Annotated in this window: 20 protein-coding genes; 11 read left to right on the top strand and 9 right to left on the bottom strand. The window is 42.7% G+C overall.

The window, feature by feature from the left end:
• The first annotated feature begins 56 nt into the window (after window positions 1-56).
• The 4 genes from mazG to ACOOEY_RS10365 all read left to right on the top strand — a co-directional run bounded on the left by mazG (window position 57) and on the right by ACOOEY_RS10365 (window position 4342).
• Window positions 57-866 (top strand): nucleoside triphosphate pyrophosphohydrolase, encoded by an 810-nt coding sequence (gene mazG, locus ACOOEY_RS10380; RefSeq protein ID WP_420388610.1) that lies wholly within the window; start codon window positions 57-59, stop codon window positions 864-866.
• The gene (locus ACOOEY_RS10375; protein ID WP_420388609.1) at window positions 863-2632 is read left to right on the top strand and encodes a chloride channel protein; all 1770 of its coding nucleotides are present in this window, start codon (window positions 863-865) and stop codon (window positions 2630-2632) included. Before mazG ends, ACOOEY_RS10375 begins: the two co-directional genes overlap by 4 nt.
• Before the next feature lie 600 nt (window positions 2633-3232).
• Window positions 3233-3715: a TlpA disulfide reductase family protein gene (locus ACOOEY_RS10370; RefSeq protein WP_420388608.1), complete on the top strand. Its 483-nt coding sequence runs from the start codon at window positions 3233-3235 to the stop codon at window positions 3713-3715.
• A gap of 12 nt (window positions 3716-3727) precedes the next feature.
• Window positions 3728-4342, top strand: a complete 615-nt coding sequence (locus ACOOEY_RS10365) for a thioredoxin family protein (RefSeq protein ID WP_420388607.1) — start codon at window positions 3728-3730, stop codon at window positions 4340-4342.
• 6 nt (window positions 4343-4348) lie between these two features.
• On the opposite strand, the gene ACOOEY_RS10360 is transcribed toward ACOOEY_RS10365, so the two are convergent.
• From ACOOEY_RS10360 to fumC, 5 genes are all read right to left on the bottom strand, one after another.
• A complete protein-coding gene (locus ACOOEY_RS10360) occupies window positions 4349-5884 on the bottom strand; it encodes a GH3 auxin-responsive promoter family protein (protein WP_420388606.1) in 1536 nt (511 codons plus the stop codon).
• On the bottom strand, window positions 5884-6615 hold the full coding sequence (gene lptB, locus ACOOEY_RS10355; protein WP_420388605.1) for an LPS export ABC transporter ATP-binding protein: 732 nt from the start codon (window positions 6613-6615) through the stop codon (window positions 5884-5886). The genes ACOOEY_RS10360 and lptB overlap by 1 nt, the downstream gene beginning before the upstream one ends.
• Before the next feature lie 10 nt (window positions 6616-6625).
• Entirely contained in the window at window positions 6626-8329 is a 1704-nt protein-coding gene (gene recJ, locus ACOOEY_RS10350) for a single-stranded-DNA-specific exonuclease RecJ (protein ID WP_420388604.1), read from the bottom strand.
• Window positions 8330-8416: 87 nt separating this feature from the next.
• Window positions 8417-9070: an Ezrin/radixin/moesin family protein gene (locus tag ACOOEY_RS10345; RefSeq protein WP_420388603.1), complete on the bottom strand. Its 654-nt coding sequence runs from the start codon at window positions 9068-9070 to the stop codon at window positions 8417-8419.
• Window positions 9071-9117: 47 nt separating this feature from the next.
• Complete coding sequence (gene fumC, locus ACOOEY_RS10340) at window positions 9118-10518, bottom strand: class II fumarate hydratase (RefSeq protein ID WP_420388602.1); 1401 nt, start codon at window positions 10516-10518, stop codon at window positions 9118-9120.
• Window positions 10519-10816: 298 nt separating this feature from the next.
• Between fumC and ACOOEY_RS10335 the strand changes: the two genes are divergently transcribed.
• From ACOOEY_RS10335 to ACOOEY_RS10325, 3 genes are all read left to right on the top strand, one after another.
• A complete protein-coding gene (locus ACOOEY_RS10335) occupies window positions 10817-11512 on the top strand; it encodes a LiaF transmembrane domain-containing protein (protein WP_420388601.1) in 696 nt (231 codons plus the stop codon).
• 174 nt (window positions 11513-11686) lie between these two features.
• On the top strand, window positions 11687-12742 hold the full coding sequence (locus ACOOEY_RS10330) for a sensor histidine kinase (RefSeq protein WP_420388600.1): 1056 nt from the start codon (window positions 11687-11689) through the stop codon (window positions 12740-12742).
• A gap of 83 nt (window positions 12743-12825) precedes the next feature.
• Window positions 12826-13566 (top strand): LytR/AlgR family response regulator transcription factor, encoded by a 741-nt coding sequence (locus ACOOEY_RS10325; RefSeq protein ID WP_420388599.1) that lies wholly within the window; start codon window positions 12826-12828, stop codon window positions 13564-13566.
• On the opposite strand, the gene ACOOEY_RS10320 is transcribed toward ACOOEY_RS10325, so the two are convergent.
• From ACOOEY_RS10320 to ACOOEY_RS10305, 4 genes are all read right to left on the bottom strand, one after another.
• Window positions 13563-13751 (bottom strand): hypothetical protein, encoded by a 189-nt coding sequence (locus tag ACOOEY_RS10320; protein ID WP_420388598.1) that lies wholly within the window; start codon window positions 13749-13751, stop codon window positions 13563-13565. The genes ACOOEY_RS10325 and ACOOEY_RS10320 overlap by 4 nt on opposite strands.
• Window positions 13752-13879: 128 nt before the next feature.
• On the bottom strand, window positions 13880-14089 hold the full coding sequence (locus ACOOEY_RS10315) for a hypothetical protein (RefSeq protein ID WP_420388597.1): 210 nt from the start codon (window positions 14087-14089) through the stop codon (window positions 13880-13882).
• Between the two features lie 5 nt (window positions 14090-14094).
• Window positions 14095-14814 carry a hypothetical protein gene (locus tag ACOOEY_RS10310; protein WP_420388596.1) on the bottom strand — a complete coding sequence of 240 codons (720 nt, stop codon included), beginning with the start codon at window positions 14812-14814 and terminating at the stop codon, window positions 14095-14097.
• Between the two features lie 4 nt (window positions 14815-14818).
• On the bottom strand, window positions 14819-15322 hold the full coding sequence (locus ACOOEY_RS10305) for an RNA polymerase sigma factor (RefSeq protein ID WP_420388595.1): 504 nt from the start codon (window positions 15320-15322) through the stop codon (window positions 14819-14821).
• Between the two features lie 200 nt (window positions 15323-15522).
• On the opposite strand from ACOOEY_RS10305, the gene ACOOEY_RS10300 reads away from it, so the two are divergent.
• The 4 genes from ACOOEY_RS10300 to ACOOEY_RS10285 all read left to right on the top strand — a co-directional run bounded on the left by ACOOEY_RS10300 (window position 15523) and on the right by ACOOEY_RS10285 (window position 19571).
• Window positions 15523-17688: a TonB-dependent receptor gene (locus ACOOEY_RS10300; RefSeq protein ID WP_420388594.1), complete on the top strand. Its 2166-nt coding sequence runs from the start codon at window positions 15523-15525 to the stop codon at window positions 17686-17688.
• A 12-nt stretch (window positions 17689-17700) separates the two neighbouring features.
• On the top strand, window positions 17701-18135 hold the full coding sequence (locus ACOOEY_RS10295; protein WP_420388593.1) for a DUF2141 domain-containing protein: 435 nt from the start codon (window positions 17701-17703) through the stop codon (window positions 18133-18135).
• A gap of 94 nt (window positions 18136-18229) precedes the next feature.
• Entirely contained in the window at window positions 18230-18874 is a 645-nt protein-coding gene (locus tag ACOOEY_RS10290; RefSeq protein WP_420388592.1) for a tetratricopeptide repeat protein, read from the top strand.
• 4 nt (window positions 18875-18878) lie between these two features.
• Window positions 18879-19571: a hypothetical protein gene (locus ACOOEY_RS10285; RefSeq protein WP_420388591.1), complete on the top strand. Its 693-nt coding sequence runs from the start codon at window positions 18879-18881 to the stop codon at window positions 19569-19571.
• Window positions 19572-19581 lie beyond the last annotated feature (10 nt).

The raw sequence follows: 19581 nt of genomic DNA, 5'->3' as shown, positions 1-19581 counted from the left end.
TACTCCTAGCATAACACTACCTTTACGGCAGAAGTTTCTGATCACACCGAAGGCTTATGATTAACCCTCCCCAAGACGAGCGAAGAAAGGAAAAACTAGAAGCATTTGACAGGTTGCTGACCATAATGGACGAACTGAGGCTGAATTGTCCCTGGGATAAAAAACAGACATTAGAATCTATCCGTCATTTAACCATAGAAGAAACCTACGAGCTTTCAGACGCCATTCTCAATGAGAATCTGGAAGAAGTAAAGAAGGAGATCGGTGATTTGATGCTGCATATGGTTTTCTATTCGAAGATAGCGGATGAGAAAGGAGCCTTCGATGTAGCAGATGCGCTGAATGCGATCGGGGATAAGCTCGTTCATCGGCATCCACATATTTATGGAGATGTAGAGGCGAATGATGAAGAGGCTGTTAAGGCCAATTGGGAGAAGATTAAGCTGAAGGAAAAAGGAAATCAATCTGTTTTGGGAGGAGTGCCTACTTCATTACCGGCCCTGGTTAAAGCGGTCCGCATTCAGGATAAGGCAAGAGGTGTTGGTTTCGATTGGGAAAAGAAAGAGCAGGTTTGGGAGAAGGTAGAAGAGGAGATGCAGGAGTTTAAGGAAGAATTCAATGCTGAAGCAGAAGAAATAAACAAGGAAAAGGCTACCCTTGAGTTTGGCGATTTACTCTTTTCGCTGGTGAACTATGCCCGTTTCATAGACATTGATCCCGAAGAAGCTTTAGAACGCACGAATTTGAAATTCATCAAACGCTTTCAATATTTGGAAACAGAATCCAAAAAGGACGGAAAAAGCATTGGAGAGATGACTTTGGCAGAAATGGATGAATATTGGGAAAAAGCCAAACAACTGAAATGACACTTAAGCGACTATTAAGCAAATTTCTGGTCTGGCGAATACGCCACCTGAGTACCAAAAACTTTGTAATTATAGTAGGCGGAGTTGTTGGCATTGTGGGTGGCTTTGCTGCCGTTTCACTCAAGAGCACGGTCCACTTTATTCAGGAGCATATCAGGGAAATCAATGTTGACTATTCTTATCTCCTTTTCCCTGTTATTGGTATTGTATTAACTGCTATACTGGCCAAATATGTACTGAGAGAGCAACTGGGTCATGGCATCACTTCCATTCTCTTTTACATATCGAAGAAGTCGAGTATTATCCATCGCAATAAGATGTTCAGCCGAATGATAACATCCGGTATAACCGTTGGCTGTGGTGGTTCGGTTGGATTGGAGGCTCCTATTGTAGTGACGGGTTCTGCCATTGGTTCCAACATAGGCCGCTTAATGCACCTGAACTACAAGCAAAGAACATTAATGATCGGTTGTGGAGCTGCGGCTGCTATTTCCGGGATATTTAACTCACCGGTAGCAGGGGTTATCTTTAGTATAGAGGTAATTCTAACCGATGTGACCATTGGAGCATTTATTCCCTTGTTGATTGCCTCGGTATTGGGTTCATTAGTCTCTATGCTTCTTTTGGGAGATGATGTTCTGTTCTCTTTTGAGCTGACAGATCCTTTTGAAGCCTCTGACTTTATTTACTTCCTGTTTCTGGGTGCTATTTGTGGATTGGTTTCCGTCTATTTCACACGGGTTACATTGTGGACTGAAAAGCTGATCTCTAAAGTGAAATCAGTGTTTCCCAGAGCAGTCATTGGTGGTATTGCTCTGACCGTAATCATTTTTGTGCTGGCACCTCTTTATGGTGAAGGTTACGACTCCATCAAACTCATCCTTCAGGGAAAAGCTCAGGAGATCGTTTCATCCAGTGCGCTATTCTCAGAGGTTTCGAATCCCTGGTTTATTGTAATCTTTGGACTTGGCATTTTATTGATGAAGCCTTTTGCTACAGGCTTAACCATTGGAGCCGGAGGTAACGGAGGTATTTTCGCTCCTTCCTTATTTATTGGAGGAATCACTGGCTTTCTGTTTTCCCAGGTAAACAACCTGCTCAACTTCAATCAGAATATATCGGTGAGCAACTTCACTCTGGTAGGTATGTGTGGTGTAATGAGTGGAGTACTACATGCTCCATTAACCGCTATCTTCTTAATCGCAGAAATTACCAGTGGCTATACACTATTTCTTCCATTGATGTTGGTTTCGGCAGTAGCCTATAGTACCAATAGCTACTTCGAGAAATATTCCTTTTATACCTCTAAACTCATTAAGTCGGGAGACCTGATTCCATCGCATGATAAAGACAAGCAGGTACTGAGCCTTATCAGCATTGAGAAGATGATTGAAAAGGACTTGCTTACTATTCACCCGGAGCAGAGTCTTGAAGATTTGGTGAGCCTTATCAAGAAGTCCAGAAGAAATATATTCCCAGTAGTAACGGAGAAAAACGAGCTTAAAGGCATTATTACCCTTGACGATGTACGGGAAATCATGTTCAATGTGGAATCCCAGAAAAGTGTAATTGCCGAAACATTAATGCACAGACCGCCTGAAACGGTACAATCGAACGAAAAAATGTCTGAAGTAATGGCCAAGTTCGAGAAAACCGGGGCCTGGAACCTTCCGGTTATTGATCATGGCGAGTATGTGGGCATTGTATCCAAGTCGAGAATATTCAATGCCTACCGCACCAAACTCAGAAGACAACATAAAGAATAGGTCTGAAAACGCGCTAGAGGGGAGACTATTGGCCGTTTACCTATTGCTCCTTAACAACCTGAAAATCAGCAGGGGGGCTGAAGTTATCAACAAAAACCGATCATTGTATTTTCATTATAAGTGACTGAAAAACAGGTCCTTAAATTAGGTCAGTGGAAAACTGTGGATAAATTCCCGAAAATGTGGAAAAAAAAGAGCCGAAATTTTTGATTCTTTTTTTTGTCTAAAACCAGTGCCTTATGTCGGTGTACAGACATATTTTTCTTGTTTAAGAAACGGTATAAATTCTTAAACAAGAATAAGCCAATTGGTATTCGATATATGTTGAATCTGGCAACTGAGGGCACTTCGGTTTTTAAGAGATAGTGTTATGTCAACATTAACTCAAAATTTTACAATCCGTTGGTTTCATGGAGCCTGACTTAACATTGGCTTTACATAAGGATTGGCCAAAATCTATGATGTTGGAATAATACAATTTGTGGGCTTGACTGATTCTCATCTCTATCACGAATTCAACGGTTTCTTCCCTGACTTTTGGAGTGGGGGTTATTCTATCAGCGGTTTAACTTTCTGAGACTGGATGCGTTTATTAGGTCCATGCGATACTTGAGTCTTACAGCTATTTCAATTCTTCTGGTGAGTTGTTCAGGTAGTACTGGTCAACGTTTGGAAGTAGTAGAATTTGATGCACTTGAAACGCTCATAGAACAGGATTCAGAGCAGATTGAAGTCATCAATTTTTGGGCAACCTGGTGCAAGCCCTGTATTAAAGAGATTCCATATTTTCAGGAGCTTCAGGAAACTAATGAAGAAGTGAGCGTTACACTGGTATCGCTAGATTTTGCAGATGAGTTCCAGAACAAGGTGGTTCCATTTGTGAAAGAGAAAGGATTAACAACAGATATCATTTTGTTGGATGATCTGGATTACAACTCATGGATAGACAAGATAGACCCTTCGTGGAGTGGTGCTATTCCTGCAACCCTAATTATCAACCACAAGAATGGAAAAAGAAAATTCGTGGAGAAGGAACTTGAGGAGGGAGAAATAGAATCAATGATTAAAGAAATATCGGACTAAAACCATAAAAGCATGCAACTACTAAAATCAATCTTACTACTAAGCGGACTGCTGTTCTTTTCAGCGATGGGAGAAAAGGCAGACGGACTCAAAGTCGGTGATACGGCCGTAGATTTTAACCTGAAGAATATCGATGGGAAAATGGTGTCCCTGAATTCGAACAAAGGGGCGAAGGGCTACATTCTTGTTTTTACCTGTAATACCTGTCCATACTCTCAGCTTTACGAAGACAGAATTATAGCTTTACATGAGATGTATGCGTCTCAAGGATATCCTGTTTTGGCTATTCAGCCCAATGATGCAGTGAAATCTCCCGGTGATTCTTTCGAGAATATGAAAGTCAGAGCTGCTGAAAAGGGATTTACCTTTCCTTATGTAATGGACGACAGTCAGGAAACCACCAAAACCTATGGAGCCACTAATACGCCTCATGTTTATGTGTTGAATAAGCAGTCAGATAACAGCTTTCGAATTGAATACATTGGTGCTATAGATAATAATAGCAGAGATGCTGCTTCAGCAAGTAAGCATTATGTTCAGGCTGCAGTAAATAGCCTGATTGCAGGAGAAGAGGTAGCCACCAAAAGTACTAAAGCCATTGGTTGTACCATTAAATGGGCGGATTAATCGGTTTTATTGGCTTAGCTCTGAAGAATTAATGAGCAAAAGAATATCGTCCAGATACTCTCTTGAATTGGAGAGTCTCGGTACTTTGTTTTGTCCTCCCAGTTTACCCCTTCGTTTCATCCACTCATAGAAAGTACCTGGTTGAGCGATATGAACAATGGGAAGTGTCAATGCCAGATTTCTGTGTCTTTTAGCATCATAGTCTGAGTTGATATTCCTCAGTGTACTGTCCAGGATTTTAGAAAAGGATTCCAGGTTATCCGGAGCCTTTTCAAATTCAACGATCCATTCGTGGGCTGCTTTTTCATTCTCACCAAAGTATTTGGGAGCTGCCGTAAAGTTATTGATCTGCGCTCCGGTCTGTTCGCAAGCCGTTGCTATGGCTCTTTCAGCATTTTCAACCACGACCTCTTCACCAAAGGCATTGATGTAGTGTTTGGTTCTGCCGGAGATTTTAATCTTATAAGGATTGGTAGATGTAAAGACTACAGTGTCTCCTATTTTATATCTCCACAGACCAGCATTAGTGGAGATGAGCATGGCATAATGTTCGCCTTCCTTCACTCCGTCAAGGCCTACAACTCTTGGACTCTCTTTGTGTATTTCAGCATAAGGAATGAACTCATAATAGATACCGTAATCAAGCATGAGAAGCATATCTTCAGACCCTGGCTCAAACTGAATTCCAAAGAACCCTTCTGAGGCATTGTAAGTTTCCATATACCTCATCTGATTATCAGGAATGAGGTTTTTGAAAATGGAGCGGTATGGGCCAAAGGCTACGGCACCATGGAAGAATACCTCCAGGTTAGGCCAGACTTCAGTTATGTCTTTAGCGCCTGTGATTTCCAGAATCTTTTGCAACAGAATAATGGTCCAGGTAGGTACTCCCGAGATACTCGTTACATTCTCAGTCATGGTAACCTCTGCCATTTTCTCGATTTTGGATTCCCACTCATCCATTAGGGCAATGTCTAATGTTGGCGTTCGAACAAATCGGGTCCAATAGGGAAGGTTGGACATAATAACGGCCGAAACATCTCCATAGAAGGATTCCTGATTACTATCATGCTGATTGACCTGCTGGCTTCCACCAATGGTCAACCCCTTACCATCAAACATCTTCGTATCAGGGAAGTGATTGCAATATATGGAGAGCATATCCTTGCCTCCTTTGAAATGACAATCTTCCAGTGCCTCGTAAGAGACGGGGATGAATTTACTTCTGGCATTGGTGGTACCCGAAGACTTGGCAAACCACTTGACATCTGAAGGCCAGAGCAGATTCTGCTCCCCTGCCATATTTCTCTCTATGTAAGGACTGATTTCTTCGTAGGAAAAAACCGGAATCATGCTGCGATACTGCTCAGGGGTATGAACATCTGCGAAACCGTGCGTTCTACCAAACTCTGTATTTCTGGCGGTGGTGATTAACCTTTTAAACAACTCTTCCTGCACTTCATGTGGGTATTTCATGAAGAGCTCTATCTGGTGCATGCGTTTTTTCATGACCCAGGTTAGAATAGAGTTGATTATGGCCATTAAATCTTTCTTTTTAGCTCGAAGTGTTTGCCAAGATACACTTTTCTCACTTGTTCATCAGCAGCGAGTTCTTCTGCTGTCCCTGCCTTCAATAGTTTTCCTTCAAACATCAGATAGGCTCTATCTGTAATGGACAGTGTTTCCTGCACATTGTGGTCAGTTATGAGGATACCTATATTTCTGTTTTTCAGCTGGGCAACAATGGTTTGAATTTCTTCTACGGCAATGGGATCTACACCGGCAAAAGGCTCATCGAGTAGTACAAACTTAGGATCAACCGATAGGGCCCTGGCGATCTCTGTTCTTCTTCGTTCCCCTCCGGAAAGTACACGGCCCAGGTTCTTTCTCACATGGGTAAGGCTGAACTCTTCCAGCAAAGACTCCATTTTCTCCTTCTGCTCTGCCTTACTCAATTTGGTCATTTCCAGCACAGCCATGATATTTTGCTCTACCGTGAGTTTTCTGAAAACAGACGGTTCCTGCGCCAGGTAGCCGATACCTAATTGAGCCCTTTTGAACATGGGTAAAGGAGTAATGTCTTCTTTGTCAAGGTAGATGGTGCCTTCATTCGGCTTGATAAGCCCAACAATCATATAGAAGGTTGTAGTTTTACCCGCTCCATTAGGACCAAGCAGTCCGACTATTTCTCCCTGATTCACTTCCACAGAAACGTTGTTTACAACTTTTCTCTTTTTGTAGGTCTTAATCAGGTTCTCTGCAGTAAGCTTCATTCAATCTTAATTAATCGTCAAACTTGATGTCTTTGACAAAAAGCTGCAGGGTTTTCTGACCCCTGAAATCATTTTCTTCAATGGTAAAGGCCATGTGAAACTTAAGTCCGCAATTTACCAGGTCGAAGTATTCTCCCAGGCCAAAACCAATGGCGTCATAAGCAAGATTAGTGCCTTCCTGTTTGGCGGTGAACTTAAGGTGCTGATCTTTTAAAAGTTTAACATTACTCGCCTGAACATTCTCAGCTACGAACATGGGCTGCATATTCTGCGGACCGAAAGGTGCCATTTGAGATATAATGTTGAAAAACTTCCTGTCAATTTCTTCGAGCGAAATGGAAGTATCGATATAGATGGAAGGGATCAGCTGTTCATCTTTAATCTGTCTGGCCACTACCTCTTCAAACTTTTTTCTAAAGGCACTCACATTTTCAACCGCCATGGTCACTCCGGCCGCATACATATGTCCTCCGTACTGGTCTAAAAGGTCCGAACATTCGGAGATAGCGGCATAAACATCGAAGCCATCTACCGATCGGGCTGACCCGGTTACTTTGTCATTAGACTCAGTGAGAATAACAGTAGGTCTGTAGAATTTCTCAATACAGCGAGAGGCTACAATTCCGATTACTCCCTTGTGCCAGTCTTCCTTATAAAGCACAGTTGATTTGGCATTGGAAAGATCGGCATCGGTGCTAATCATGTGAATAGCCTCCTCTGTAATGGTGTTATCGAAGTCTCTTCGGGCATCATTTTTATCATTCACCATTTGTGCCAGCGCATTGGCCTCCTCTTCGTTCTTGGCCAGAAGTAGTGCCACAGCCGAGCCGGCATGATCCATTCTGCCAGCCGCATTGATTCTCGGTCCAATGCCAAAAACGATGCTGGAGATGGTAAGGTCACGACTGGTTTTGCAAAGCTCTTTCAGTGCTTTCAAGCCCGGTCTTGGTGCCTGATTCAATTTTTTGAGGCCATAATAGGCCATGATTCTGTTTTCACCGGTAATGGGAACAATATCCGAGGCGATAGAGACCGCTAATAAGTCAAGGTAGTCATAGAGCTTTTCCAGCTCGATTCCACTTTGAATGCAAAAGCCTTCAAGTAGCTTAAAGCCTACTCCACAGCCAGACAGGTCTTTGTATGGGTAAGGGCAATCTTCCTGTTTGGGATCCAGTACAGCGTGAGCCCTGGGCAAAGTCTCTCCGGGGGTATGATGGTCACATATGATCACATCAATGCCCTCATTGGCGGCCAGGTCGACCTTTTCTAAGGCTTTAATACCGCAATCGAGAGTAACAATTAAAGTATAGCCGTTGGCCGAAGCATAACGAATGCCTTCTTCAGACACTCCATAACCTTCTTTGTAGCGGTCGGGAATGTAGTATTCTATTTTATGGTATATCTGAGACAGGAAACCATAGAAGGTGGCTACTGCCGTGGTACCGTCTACATCATAATCTCCATAGATAAGAATATTCTCTTCATTGGAGATGGCCTCTGTCAGACGGTTTACGGCCTTGTCCATATCCTTCATGAGGAAGGGGTCATGCAGTTGTTCCAGAGAAGGTCGGAAGAAGGCTTTAGCCTCATCGAATGAATTGATGCTCTTCTGATTTATGAGTTTAGCGATGGTTGCCGTGACACCTAATTCCTGCTGTAATGTATTCATTACAACTGCATCCGATTCTTCATTAAAAATCCACCGCTTCTGCATTTGCTAAAATTAAGGGATATTCGGGTTTTTTGTATAAAAAAAGCAGTGTCTGTCAGGGACACTGCTCTGTTTTCAGGTAATATTCTATTACTTGGAGCCTGCTCCGGCAGGTAGAACGTCTTTCAAAGGAACGCGTTCTCCATCTCTGTAAGGAACAATCCAGGCATCATCTACTCCCATTTCGCGAAGATATCTTTTCAACACATTGGCATCTTCGTAATTTCTGAAGTTACCGATGACATATTTTCTCAGATCATCAGCTCCTTCAGAATCAAATTCTTTAGAAGTGTTGGCATATTTTTCCAGATCCATTTTTCTAAAGGCTCCTACTTGTACCTTGAATACAACTCCTTTAGAAAAATCCTCTCCATTAATCAGGTCAGGGTTGTAGGCCGGAGGTTGAGGTTTAGACTTCAGGTTTTCAATCTCATTTTGTGCAGCCTGATAAGCCGCCTGCATACGGGTAACCTGTTTTTGAAGATCACTGATTTGATCATCTTTAGCGCTTACCTGAGCTTCAAGTGAGCTGATTTCACCTTCCATACTGGCTATCTGAGCTTTTTGACTGGTGTTTTCATCGTACATAAGGCGGAAGTCTTCAGCAGACATTTTGCGCTTCATCTTCTTCCACTCTCTCTTCTCCTTTTTGGTGAGCGGACGCTCATCAGCGGTTTGGGCTAAGGCCACACTTGCGACCAGAATTCCCAAAACCAGTGTTAACAATACCTTTTGTGGTTTCATAGGAGTCTTTTTTTCGGGTTCAATGTTTACAAATTAGCTTATTCTTATCAGCTTTTCAAACTACCAATCATATCCTCAGGCCTTACCCACTCGTCAAACTCTTCGGCTGTCAGGTAGCCCAGGTTCACGGCTTCATCTTTTAGGGTAGTACCGTTTTCATGTGCTGTTTTAGCGATTTTAGCGGCTTTTTCGTATCCGATTTTCGTATTCAAGGCTGTCACCAACATGAGAGAGTTATTCACATGTTGCTCAATACTCTTGTAGTTTGGCTCAATACCTACCGCACAGTTTTCATTGAATGACATGCAGGCATCGCCAATTAAACGAGCCGATTGTAATACATTATATGCCATTACCGGTTTGAATACGTTCAGTTCATAATGTCCTTGTGTTCCACCAACGGTTACGGTTACATCATTTCCCATTACCTGAGCACAAACCATAGTCATGGCTTCGCACTGTGTTGGGTTCACCTTACCGGGCATGATTGAAGAACCCGGCTCGTTCGAAGGAATAATGATTTCACCAATACCAGATCTTGGACCAGAGGCCAGCATTCTGATATCATTGGCAATTTTATTGAGTGATACGGCCAGCTGTTTCAATGCTCCATGTGTTTCTACCAGGGCATCGTGTGCAGCCAGTGCTTCGAATTTGTTTTCTGCTGAAACGAAAGGCAGGCACGTGAACTCTGCAATCTTGCTGGCCACCAGATCTGCATATCCTTCGGGAGTATTGATCCCCGTTCCTACCGCAGTTCCACCTAGCGCTAATTCTGAGAGGTGATCCAGCGTATTTCTTAATGCTTTTAGTCCGTGGTTCAATTGTGAAACATAGCCAGAGAACTCCTGACCCAGCGTTAATGGTGTAGCATCCATTAGGTGAGTTCTACCGATTTTAACCACTTTCATAAAGGCCTCAGACTTGGCCTTTAAGGTATCACGAAGCGTTTCAACGCCCGGAATGGTGTTTTCTACAATGAGTTTGTAGCAGGCAATGTGCATGCCGGTGGGGTAGGTATCGTTAGACGACTGTGATTTATTCACATCATCGTTTGGGTGAACAAGGCTTTTACCTTCACCAAGTTGATTTCCGGCCAGTACATGAGCACGGTTAGAAACCACCTCGTTCACGTTCATATTAGACTGAGTACCCGATCCGGTTTGCCAAATCACCAGTGGAAACTGATCGTCATGCTTTCCTTCAAGAATCTCATCACAAACCTTAGAGATGAGGTCTCTCTTTTCTTCAGAGAGTACTCCTAACTGGCAGTTGGTGTGGGCTGCCGCTTTCTTTAAATAAGCGAAGCCATAAACAACTTCTAAAGGCATGCTGGCCTCAGGTCCTATCTTGAAATTATTTCTGGAACGTTCGGTTTGTGCACCCCAATACTTATCGGCAGGTACTTTTACCTCGCCCATGGTATCTTTTTCAATTCTGTATTCCATCGTGATTTGTTCGTTTTTTCAGAGGAAGCCAAAATTAGGCATTGGAAGGCTGTAATTGAAACGAATTCCATCTTATTCACCGATAAGGCTTCATTTCTAAAATTTTTGATCGAATGGTTCTGAAGTTTACCGATAGCTGGCGTGCGTTTACCGATTTCATTAGTCAGCAGCGTACGAAACCCACGTACATTTGAACAGTCAAAAACAAAAACAACGATTTGGATACGGGTTTGGTCGCCCGGAGCCCAAAGGTCAAAACTCAAAATAACAACAAAAACACTTAATCATGGACTCAAATATGAACAGACGCGTTTTAATCGGTACCCTGTTCCTCCTCATAGGAGCAGTACTTACGCTGGACAATCTGGATGTCTTAGACTTTGATTTACCCTGGTACGTTTTCAGGTGGCATACCTTTTTGATTGTCATCGGTATTTTCATCGCCTCGGTCAGAGAAAAGGTTGGCTTTGGAATTACACTGATCATTATCGGTGGTATTTTCTTGCTGGAAGATATGGCAGATTACTACTGGTGGGACTTTGACTTCAGAGATATTTTCAGGCTATGGCCATTGGTATTTGTAGCTATTGGAGCCTCTCTGATTATGAAGAAAGCCAGTCACAAGGGTTACGAAAAAAAAAACATTGACGGAGACCTCGACTTCGTTGATGAACTGGCCGTATTCGGAGGAGCCGAAAGAATGGTTACCTCCAAACAATTTAAAGGCGGCAAGCTCACTTCAATTTTTGGAGGAACAGATCTGAATCTGATGAACGCAGACCTTAACCACGGCACGAATGTTTTGGATGTATTTATTTTATTTGGTGGTTGCGATATCCGTGTACCTTCTGATATGAATGTAAAGGTGAAAGTAACTGCGATTTTCGGTGGTTTTTCTGACGAGAGAAAGATGATAGCCGAAAACGAAGCGAACAACGGCAAGGAACTCATCGTACAGGGGCTGGTGCTCTTTGGCGGTGGAAGTGTCAAATGATTCAGGAGCCTCTTCACAAGAAGGGGCTCTTTTTGTTTCACCTTATCTGATAGAAGTTGAAGCACATGCCAACAGCCTTTCAGGTTCGGAACGGGAACCAGGAACACTTTGAAAAAGCATTTTAACGAAACAGGTTTCTAATTTTCTTAAATTCCGCCTTCGGGCGGTTTTTTTATGCAGCATCCATTTTTAAAGAATAATAACTTCATTCCTTACATCATCACCTGGCTGCTGATTGCGGCAGTGTTTGGATTTGCTCTTTACAACTTTTATGAACTTTCCTGGCAGGCTGCCATTATCGACTCTGTCATTTTTCATACCCTGTTCTTGGGGCTCGGTTTAGCCTACTGGTTCAATGTTCGGTATAGCTCTTTCGACAAGTCTCAAATGATAAACCAGTTCGCCAGCCATCTGGCAGCGGCAGCCATTTCTATACTGGTTGGTGTATTTCTGTTTAAGATGATTATTACTCCTCTGATTCAGGATGAACTATACCTGGAGTTTCTCGAAGCGTCAATTCCTTTAAGGGCGGCTCTGGGGGTGCTCTATTATGCTATTGTGGTATTGATCTACTACCTCATTCTTTATTATGACGACCTGAATACCAAGTCTCAGCGTCAGGCTCAATTGGAAACTATGTTGAAAAGTTCGGAGCTGGAGATGCTCAAATCCCAAATTAATCCACACTTTATATTCAATAGCCTGAACTCGATATCCTCTCTGACCATCATAGCTCCGGACAGGGCCAGAGAAATGGTAGTGAAGCTATCCGATTTCCTTCGCTATTCTTTGGGTAAGGAGAATGATCAAATGAACACCGTTGAGGATGAGATCAACAACATCATGCTCTATCTCGATATTGAAAGGGTCCGGTTTGGTGAGCGATTGAAAGTTGAAAAGGAAGTTTCGGCTGATGTGAAGAAGTGGAGGTTACCGAACCTCATCTTGCAGCCACTCTTCGAAAATGCTATCAAACATGGTATTTATGAGAGTCTGGGAGAAATAACCATTCAACTCAAAGCCTGGAAAGAAGGGCAGATCCTAATGATTGAGGTGAGCAATGAATTCGACCCCAATGCCGTCTCCCGAAAAGGTAAAGGGATAGGCCTGAAGAATGTGAGAGAGCGACTATCATTGATATATGGAGTTGCTCAATTAGTTGAAGTACACAAAAGCGATCGTATTTTTACAGTCAGACTGGATATTCCACAGATTGAAACAGAAACTTAAGATGAGCCATAACCCATGTCTATATCGGATAGAGGTTAACAGGCCCATTACATCTGACCAGCGAAAATAAATTGAGACAACAGATGAAAGCCATAATTATTGATGATGAAAATCTCGCCCGTGAGCTGATTAAAGCTTACCTGAAGAAATTTGAGGCCATTGAGGTAGTGGCAGAATGTGCTGATGGATTTGAAGGTCTTAAGGCTATTCAGCAACACAGTCCTGACCTGGTTTTTCTGGATATTCAGATGCCTAAAATAACCGGCTTTGAGCTGCTCGAGCTCTTAGAACAGCCCCCAGTTGTGATTTTCAGTACCGCATTCGATCAATATGCGATCAAGGCTTTTGAGTTAAATGCTACTGACTACCTGCTCAAACCATATTCGGAAAAGCGATTTGCCGAGGCAGTTAAAAAAGCCATGACCAAAGTAGGACAGAAAGAAAACAACCATCAGGAGCTGGAGAACCTGAAGGAAACCAGAACAGAGCAGGAGGCACTGGATAGAATTGTGGTTAAGACCGGCAATAAAATTCATATCCTTGGTCTTCCGCAGGTTCATCACTTCGAGGCACAGGATGATTATGTAGCCATTCACTCCGATCAGGGCAAGTTCCTTAAGCTTATGCGTATGAAGGCCCTGGAAAATGGTTTGCCTTCCGATGATTTTGTCAGAATCCATCGATCGCATATTGTCAATGTCAAGCAAATTGAAAAGCTGGAGCTTTACGAAAAAGATTCCTACATTCTTTACCTCAAAACAGGGCAGCAACTACCTGTAAGCCGTAGTGGGCATGGCCGATTGAAAGAGGTTTTGAAATACTAAGCTGTAGCTATCATCATTATAAGACCAATAAAGGCATAGAGATAAACACCCGCTAAAAGGTACTTTCTAAGTAGTTGATTAAAGGAGCTTTCAGGGTTTTGTTGAAAACCGCTATAGTAAATCATGGAAAGAGGAATCAACATGGCAAAGACAATGAGAAAACCCCTGTATAGTCTGTTGTTCATCTGAAAAGCTTATTGTTGAGAAAGAAGACCGGTGAAAACAAAGCCATTCCATATAGTCGATAAATGTTCCGCCAATATCAATGATAATACACAAGCGGAATAGAGTAGAGATCTGGATTTAATAGCGATCATGGCTGCTTACGTCTAAATCTTTTGATGACTCCAATTGTATCCAATACGGCTATTAATAGAATACCATAACCCAGATAGTTCTTCCAGGTGCCTTTATCTTCCTGCTGAATCAAAACAGTATTGAATAATCCGATCAGGTAAAAGCCCAATGTGCGAATGATCGTCCATATCAGGTTGTTCTTCGGTTTTTCTGTTTGCTTTTTCATGGTCTTTAGATGATCTGTTGAGCAAGGAATAGCAGGCTGACCAGTCCAATCAGAAATAGAAGACCATATATAATTAGCTGCCTTATGCGTAATGCATTTTCTTTCTTCAGTTGAAGGCTAAAGGCTTCGTCATCTTCAATAGCCAGAATATTGTTTTGCAGCTCATAGGTTATCGTTTGATAAGAAGGCCATTGGGCGGTAGCGGAAATAATGAAAGACAAGGCTATGAAACCGATCAATACAGGGTCTGTCAGAAAGCCTATCTGGAACCCCTCCCCATACTTCTGAAAGTCATAGAGTAAAAAGCCGAGTGTTACGAACAATGAATTTGACAATGCATTGGTTACAATGAATGTTCTGTAAGAACCCTTCATAAATGAAAGCTGAGCCATCAGACAACCAAGCACTGAAGAATCTAAGGCAATTAAATTCCATCGTTTTAAAAACCGATACTCCAATCCTAATAGAGGGAGCAGAACAATTACTGCGATTATTGAGGCTATCGGAGCCCATGGTTGGCTGATTAGAAGAGATACGCTAAGCCATCCAAGGCTAAGAATGACTTTCAACACAATGCTGAATATCAAAGTTGCCTTGATCGACTTGGCCACTTTAACAGGTTTCTTCTTTCTATAGGCATGGATTTCCTCAATAGAGTATTTCGGAACCTCTTCCAGCAGATCATGGTGACCTTTCCATATTGCTTTTAAATCTGTTGTTTCCATTTTCTTAGTTTTTGACTTGTTTGGGCTTGATTAATTTTTCGAGTTTTCTTTTGAGCCGAACCAGTTTCACACTCACATTGGACTTACTGATTCCCACAATCTCACTAATCTCTTCATAGCTCTTATCTTCCAGATACAGTAGTACAATGGCTTTTTCGGCAGGTTTGAGTTTATCGATAGCCTGATAAAGAGCACGGATCTGGTCGTTATAAGGGTCGGATTGAGGACCTGCTATATCGGGAACAGCGGCAGTATAGAAGAGCTTGTTCTTTTTCTGCTTTCTCGACCTTGAAATCGCTGTGTTTAACCCCACCTTATAAATCCAGGTGCTCAATTGGGAATTGCCTTTGAAGCCGTGTATACCCTTCCACAGGTTGATCACTATTTCCTGAAATAAGTCTTCCTTATCAGACTCAGTGGAGGTATACAAGCTGCAAATCTTAAGGATTAAAGGCTGGTTCTCATATATGATTACCTCAAACTCTCTATCTGTTATTTGCTTTGCCATTTTTTTCACTCTCAATGAGTTAGACTCAAAGGCCTTCAGAAAACTACAGTTTTTACCATAAACTTTTATTCCGGTCTGGCTTGAGTTGGTATTGAGAGCAATGGGCTACAACTCATCCCCCCAATTCTACAGTTCGGTAAGACTTATTTAGTAAAGGGTTGAGTTCGCGTCACCTTTGGTTCAACAAAAGCCCAACGGTCATGCAAAAACTCTTCAACATTATACTACTGCTTGTAATCGGTCTGCAAGCATATGGTCAGACAAAAATCAGAGGTAAAGTATGGGATGGTCAAGGTCAGACCATCCCCGGAGCTAATGTTTACCTCAAGAACACTTTCGATGGTACAGTTACCATAACAGATGGTAGCTTTCTCTTCGAAACATCAGAAACAGGAACCCAGGTATTAGTGATAAGTTTTATCGGCTTTAAAACCCTGGAGAAAACCATAGAGCTGGACAGCAGCGAGCTTTCACTAGATATTCAACTGGAAGAACTTATTAACAAAATTGATGGTGTAACCATCACGGCAGGGTCCTATGAAGCCGGAGACATCAAAAAGAACACGGTACTGAAGCCGCTGGATATTGTCACCACTGCCAGTGCAGCCGGAGATATTATGGGAGCCATCAACACTCTGCCCGGAACCGCTACGGTAGGAGAGTCAGGGAGACTTTTTGTACGTGGAGGAGAAGGCTACGAAACCAAAGTATTTATAGATGGTCTGGAAGTTAGAAATGCTTTCGGAGCTACGGCCCCGAACGTTCCTACCCGTGGTCGATTCAGTCCTTTTCTCTTCAAAGGGACATCATTTAGTACTGGTGGTTATTCGGCTGAATATGGTCAGGCCCTTTCTTCAGCATTGGTGCTAAGTAGTAATGATATGCCGGAGCAAACACAGGCAGATATTTCATTGATGTCTGTTGGGGGTGATGTTGCTTATACCAAGAAGTGGGATAAAACCAGCATTTCCGGTAAGGCACAGTACACAGACTTAAGACCCTATCAGGATTTGATTCAGCAAAATTTCGACTGGGACGAAGCGCCACACTCAGCAGTCACAGAACTGGTCTTTAGACATCAGCTCAATAAAGACGGCATGTTCAAAGTCTATCTTAATGTCAATAACTCAGACTTTACGATTCGCCAACCTAACATCAACCGTGATTTTCAAAAAGACACATTGGGTCTTGAGAATAAGTACCTATACCTGAATGCCAGCTACAAAGATATTCTCAACAAGCGCTGGACGATGAAGGGTGGCATTTCCCTCACCAACAACAAAGATATTCTCGACTTCAATCGCAATGATATTTTTAGCCAGGAACTGGGTATGCACTCAAAAGTCTCTTTTCAATGGGATGCCAACGAAAAACTCTCAGTTAATATGGGAACAGACTGGTTCAGCAGAGAATATCTCCGCAGAGTCAATAATATCAATGAAGCACCCTTTAAAACCAGCTTCAAAGAGAATATACTCGCCAATTTTGTGGAAGCAGATTACTATGCCTCCAATAAGTTTGTTGTAAGAGCAGGTTTGAGAAGTGAGTACACTACCCTAAAAGATCAGTATTTCCTGAGCCCAAGGGTAGCCATGTCCTACAAACTGAGCAATGAGGGACAGTTCTCTCTGGCCTACGGACGCTTTGTTCAGGCTCCTCAGAATGATTACAGCATTATTCAACCCAACCTCAAGCCTGAGCAGGCCACACACTACATCCTGAACTATCAGCTCATAAAGAATGACCGAATCTTCAGGATAGAAACCTTTATTAAGGACTATGATGATCTGGTAAAGTTTGATGAGCCAAGAGACTTTGACCCGGCCAACTACAATAACAATGGCTATGGTCAGGCCAAAGGCTTAGACATCTTCTGGAGGGACAATAAAACACTGAAAAATACTGACTATTGGGTGTCTTATTCCTACGTAGATTCTGAAAGAGACTATCAGAATTTCGAGCAAAAGGCAACCCCTTCTTTTCAGTCAGACCATAACTTCTCCTTTGTGATCAAACATATGATTGATCCGATCAGAACACAGGTTGGAGCTACCTATAACTATGCTTCGGCCAGGTCATACCATGATCCGAATAAACCGGGCTTTCAGAACAGCCAGACACCTCAATATCACGATGTCAGCCTGAATGTAGCGGTATTGCTGAAGCAGAACATTATTCTCTACTGCTCTTCTTCCAACATTTTCGGACGAGAGAACATTTTCGGCTATGAATATGCCAATCAGCCTGATGTTAATGGGGTATACGAAGGCCGTGCGATAGGTCAGGCAGCTAAACGCTTCGTGTTCGTTGGCCTGTTCATCACACTCACAAAAGACAAACAAGCAAACCAATTAGACAATCTTTAAAAATCACATATCATGAAAACCTTATTAACACTCATCTTAAGTATAGCATTACTTATTCCGGTTACTCAAAAACCTAAAACCATCACCCTTACTGTAGTGGTAGATGGTATCAAAAATGATAATGGCTATATAGGCGTTGCCCTATTCGATGGCTATGGCGATTTCCCCGAAGGAGAAGCGTTAGCCAGTAAGTATGTCGAAGCAGACGGTTCCAGCATAGAAGTTACCTTCGAAAACCTGGAATCAGGAGAATATGCCCTGGCCATTATTCACGATGAAAATGGTAATGAAGAAATGGATTACAACGAATATGAGATGCCGACTGAAGGCTTTGGGTTCTCCAATAATGCCATGGGTGAAATGGGTCCTCCGGATTTCTCTGATGCCTCATTTACCCTTGCTTCTGACAATACCCACACCATTGATTTAATCTACATGAACCGATAGTCAACAGTTCATCTGTCAGATTCGACAGTTCGGTAGCTTCTTTTTCCAGAAGCTTGACGGTCGATCTACCTTTCGGTCACAAACTCAAGAAGAAATGAAAAAGCTCGTATTAATTATCGGAATCATAGTTGCAGGATTTAGCCTTCAGGCTCAAAATCAGCAGGCGTATATCAATGCCATGGCCAAAGGCTTAAGCTCTCTTGGCTCCGCCCAGTCATTGGAGGAATTTCAAAGTGTAGCGGGACAATTCGAAAGAATTGCTGCTAATGTTCAGGATCAGTGGCACCCACAATACTATGCTGCGCTGACTTACATTAACATGTCATTCAGGGTAGAAGGCATAGACAAGAAAGATCAGTTAACAGATCAGGCTCAGCCCTTCATCGATAAGGCCCTGGCCCTTTCGCCAAACAATGCTGAAATCATTGCACTGCAAGGGTATAAGTATATGATCGAATTGTCTGCGGATCCTTCAACGCGTGGTCAGCTGCTATCTCAGAAAGCCATGCAACAGTTTGGCAAGGCTTTGACCATAGACCCGAATAACCCAAGAGCCAATACCTTTTTAGCTCAGATGGAAATGGGCATGGCGCAGTTCTTCGGTTCACCAACAGACAAGGCCTGCGAAAGAGCACAACAAGCCCTCGATCAATTTGATGGTCAGTCGGAAGAGCAGTCTTTCGATCCTAAATGGGGGAAAGAAATGGTAGCTGGTCTGATTCAACAATGCGGTCAATAAACTCATGCCGGATAAAGCATTAATCATATTGCATGTGGTGGCAGGAGCCACCACGCTTATTTCGGGGCTGATTGCTGCCTTTATAGGAAAGAAAGGAGGAAAGTTGCACAGACAAGTAGGTTCTGTTTTCTACTGGGCTATGTTTGGTGTTTTTATCACGGCATTACTCATCATCAGCTTCGTTAGGTTCAGTGCTTTTCTTATGGTCATTGCAGTATTTAGCTGGTATATGACTTTCTCCGGAGTGAGGGTACTTAAGTTGAAGAAGACACTCAAACCTTTGACTATCGACTGGGCTGCGGCAATCATTACCATGGCCTTTGGCCTGTTTAGTTTTGGTATGGGCATTCACTATCTACTCAAAACAGATTGGTCTTCCGTATTGGGTTACCTCTGTATGTTCTTTGGTTTCTTCACCACGCAAACCGGATGGCAAAACTTCAAGGGATTCAGAACACTGCATAAAGCAGAAAAAATGTGGTGGTGGTTCGCACATATGAACTCCATGTGTGGGGCGCTGATCGCCAGTATTACCGCTTTTGCCGTTCAGAATGGAGAAATATTCAGGTTGCCCAATGAAATGATGTGGTTACCCTGGGTGCTTCCAGCTATTGTTGGCCTACCCTTGGTTTCCTATTGGGCAGCGAAGTATCGCAGACAGTTTAAGGTAGGCAAGTATTCACCTGCTCAGAATTGATTTTTGATTA

Source organism: Roseivirga sp. (assembly GCF_965216855.1).
In the GTDB taxonomy this organism is placed as follows: domain Bacteria; phylum Bacteroidota; class Bacteroidia; order Cytophagales; family Cyclobacteriaceae; genus Roseivirga.
Note: the sequence above shows the minus strand (reverse complement) of the source record. Positions and strands in the feature narration are given on the sequence as shown.

What these genes read in the sequence shown, in the direction of transcription:
- mazG (WP_420388610.1), top strand. Translation starts at nt 57, where the DNA reads ATGATTAACCCTCCCCAAGACGAGCGAAGAAAGGAAAAACTAGAAGCA.
- ACOOEY_RS10375 (WP_420388609.1), top strand. Translation starts at nt 863, where the DNA reads ATGACACTTAAGCGACTATTAAGCAAATTTCTGGTCTGGCGAATACGC.
- ACOOEY_RS10370 (WP_420388608.1), top strand. Translation starts at nt 3,233, where the DNA reads ATGCGATACTTGAGTCTTACAGCTATTTCAATTCTTCTGGTGAGTTGT.
- ACOOEY_RS10365 (WP_420388607.1), top strand. Translation starts at nt 3,728, where the DNA reads ATGCAACTACTAAAATCAATCTTACTACTAAGCGGACTGCTGTTCTTT.
- ACOOEY_RS10360 (WP_420388606.1), bottom strand. Translation starts at nt 5,884, where the DNA reads ATGGCCATAATCAACTCTATTCTAACCTGGGTCATGAAAAAACGCATG.
- lptB (WP_420388605.1), bottom strand. Translation starts at nt 6,615, where the DNA reads ATGAAGCTTACTGCAGAGAACCTGATTAAGACCTACAAAAAGAGAAAA.
- recJ (WP_420388604.1), bottom strand. Translation starts at nt 8,329, where the DNA reads ATGCAGAAGCGGTGGATTTTTAATGAAGAATCGGATGCAGTTGTAATG.
- ACOOEY_RS10345 (WP_420388603.1), bottom strand. Translation starts at nt 9,070, where the DNA reads ATGAAACCACAAAAGGTATTGTTAACACTGGTTTTGGGAATTCTGGTC.
- fumC (WP_420388602.1), bottom strand. Translation starts at nt 10,518, where the DNA reads ATGGAATACAGAATTGAAAAAGATACCATGGGCGAGGTAAAAGTACCT.
- ACOOEY_RS10335 (WP_420388601.1), top strand. Translation starts at nt 10,817, where the DNA reads ATGAACAGACGCGTTTTAATCGGTACCCTGTTCCTCCTCATAGGAGCA.
- ACOOEY_RS10330 (WP_420388600.1), top strand. Translation starts at nt 11,687, where the DNA reads ATGCAGCATCCATTTTTAAAGAATAATAACTTCATTCCTTACATCATC.
- ACOOEY_RS10325 (WP_420388599.1), top strand. Translation starts at nt 12,826, where the DNA reads ATGAAAGCCATAATTATTGATGATGAAAATCTCGCCCGTGAGCTGATT.
- ACOOEY_RS10320 (WP_420388598.1), bottom strand. Translation starts at nt 13,751, where the DNA reads ATGAACAACAGACTATACAGGGGTTTTCTCATTGTCTTTGCCATGTTG.
- ACOOEY_RS10315 (WP_420388597.1), bottom strand. Translation starts at nt 14,089, where the DNA reads ATGAAAAAGCAAACAGAAAAACCGAAGAACAACCTGATATGGACGATC.
- ACOOEY_RS10310 (WP_420388596.1), bottom strand. Translation starts at nt 14,814, where the DNA reads ATGGAAACAACAGATTTAAAAGCAATATGGAAAGGTCACCATGATCTG.
- ACOOEY_RS10305 (WP_420388595.1), bottom strand. Translation starts at nt 15,322, where the DNA reads ATGGCAAAGCAAATAACAGATAGAGAGTTTGAGGTAATCATATATGAG.
- ACOOEY_RS10300 (WP_420388594.1), top strand. Translation starts at nt 15,523, where the DNA reads ATGCAAAAACTCTTCAACATTATACTACTGCTTGTAATCGGTCTGCAA.
- ACOOEY_RS10295 (WP_420388593.1), top strand. Translation starts at nt 17,701, where the DNA reads ATGAAAACCTTATTAACACTCATCTTAAGTATAGCATTACTTATTCCG.
- ACOOEY_RS10290 (WP_420388592.1), top strand. Translation starts at nt 18,230, where the DNA reads ATGAAAAAGCTCGTATTAATTATCGGAATCATAGTTGCAGGATTTAGC.
- ACOOEY_RS10285 (WP_420388591.1), top strand. Translation starts at nt 18,879, where the DNA reads ATGCCGGATAAAGCATTAATCATATTGCATGTGGTGGCAGGAGCCACC.